This is a genomic window from Phenylobacterium sp. (assembly GCF_031412415.1).
Taxonomy (GTDB): domain Bacteria; phylum Pseudomonadota; class Alphaproteobacteria; order Caulobacterales; family Caulobacteraceae; genus Phenylobacterium.
In genome coordinates this window covers 1-1,809 of record NZ_JANOCX010000450.1, presented here as the reverse complement: position 1 = coordinate 1,809, position 1,809 = coordinate 1, and the positions used below count along the sequence as shown (strand labels likewise).

General features: G+C 71.5%; 1 protein-coding gene and 1 pseudogene. Both read right to left on the bottom strand.

Annotated elements, in window-relative coordinates:
* Positions 1-252 precede the first annotated feature (252 nt).
* Positions 253-1,542, bottom strand: coding sequence for a pitrilysin family protein (locus RMO04_RS20845; RefSeq protein ID WP_309646687.1), 1,290 nt, complete (start codon positions 1,540-1,542; stop codon positions 253-255).
* Positions 1,505-1,809: pseudogene (locus RMO04_RS20840) on the bottom strand (threonine synthase); the annotation flags it as partial. The pseudogene RMO04_RS20840 and the gene RMO04_RS20845, both read right to left, overlap by 38 nt.

Here is a 1,809-nt window from a genome sequence, read left to right as displayed (position 1 = left end):
CCAAGGCTGCAGGAAATCCCGAGAGCGGGCGCGCAGGTCGCGCCATTCAGGATAGTCGGTCGCGCGCGGAGGTCGAAGGCGTACGCCATCACCCTCGATTCGCAGCCCACTCTCAGGGGCGATCCAATCCAGCAGCGCCATGGGCTGAAAATCGCGGGATTTCGGCGGACGTCAACCCGTGACCCGTTTTAGCGCGTTGTAGGCCGCGCTCGGCGCCCATCTCGAGGCGATGGGCAGGCTGGTGGGCGGCGGTTAGGCGAACAGCGCTTGGCGGAAGGCGTCGGCCGCCTTCAGCGCCGCCTTAGGCCCCAGAACACTGACGGCGCAGCGGCCGGGCGCCAGCATGGTCGAGCCCAGGGTTTCGAGGTCAGCGGCGGTCACCGCGTCGATCTGCTCGGCCAGGTCGGCGGGCCGTAGGGTCTCGCCGAACAAGAGCACCTGGCCCGCGGCCTGCTCGGCGCGAGCCAGGCAGGACTCGCGCGCCATGAACATCGAAGCCTTCAGTTGCGCCTTGGCGCGGGCGAGCTCGGGGGCGGTCACGCCCGCGGCCATGCCTTGGATCTCACCGGCCGCGACACGGGCCAGTTCGGCGGCGTCCTTGGCCGCGCAGCCGGCGAACACGCCCAGCAGGCCGGTGTCGGCATAGGTTTCGGAATAGGCGTCGACCGCATAGGCCAGGCCGCGCTTCTCCCGAGCCTCCTGGAACAGTCGCGAGGCCATGCCGCCGCCCAGGATCTCGGCGTAGAGCCGCAGGGCGAAGTACCGCTCGTCGCGCACGCCGACGGCCGGCAGCAGGAAGACCAGATTGGCCTGCTCCAGCGCCTTGGCGGCGGTCTGGGCGCCGCCCTGGAAGATCGCCGGCGCCGGCGCCGGCGCGCCCTGACCGCTGGCGGCGCCGAAGTCGCGCTCGGCCAAGGCCAGGAGTTCGTCTTCGTCCACCGCGCCCGCGGCGGCGATGATCAGGCTGTCGGGCGCGTAGATCGCCGCTCGCCAGTCCGACAGCGCTTCGGGCGTCGCGGTGGCGATGGAGGCGTCTGTGCCCAGGATCGGCCGGCCCAGGGGCTGGTCTTCATAGGCCGCGGCCTGGGCCATCTCGAAGACGATGTCGTCGGGGGTGTCGGCGGCCTCGGCGATCTCCTGGCCGACCACCTGGATCTCGCGGGCCAGGTCGCCCCGGTCCATCGTTGGCCGCTGAATCAGGTCGGCGATCACCGCGCTGCCGAGGTCGAGGCCGCCTTTCAACGCCCGGACCTGGAAGCTGGTGCGCTCATATCCCGTGGCGGCGTTGAGCTGGCCGCCCTCGGCCTCGATGACCTCCACGATGTCGCGGGCCGAACGATCGCCCGCGCCCTTGAAGACCATGTGCTCCAGCAGGTGCGACCAGCCCGAGCGCGCCTCGTCCTCGAAGCGCGCGCCACGGCCGGCGACCACGGACAACGCCAAGGTCTCGAGGCCGTCGATGGGATCGCAGACGACCCGCACCCCGTTGCTCAGCGTGTGGACGCTAGGCAGGCGCCCGGCCTTCGGCGAAGGCCAGGACATAGGCCTTGATGGCGTCGGCGTCGGCCGGCAGGTGATCGTAGCGTTCGGCCCGACCCGCCAGATGAGCGGCGGTGGCGGGCATGGCCGGGGTCTCGCCCGTGGCCGCGGCCACGGTGTCGGGGAACTTGGCCGGATGGGCGGTCGACAGCACCACGACGGGACCGGTGACGCGGGAGGCGCGGAGGCCGGCCACGGCGACGGCGGTGTGGGGGTCGATGAGCTCGCCGGTTTCGCGCAGGGTGGAGACGATGGTCCGCGCCGTCTCAC

Excerpts from the sequence above, each read along its gene's own strand:
- RMO04_RS20845 (WP_309646687.1), bottom strand. The coding sequence starts at position 1,542 with ATGTCCTGGCCTTCGCCGAAGGCCGGGCGCCTGCCTAGCGTCCACACG.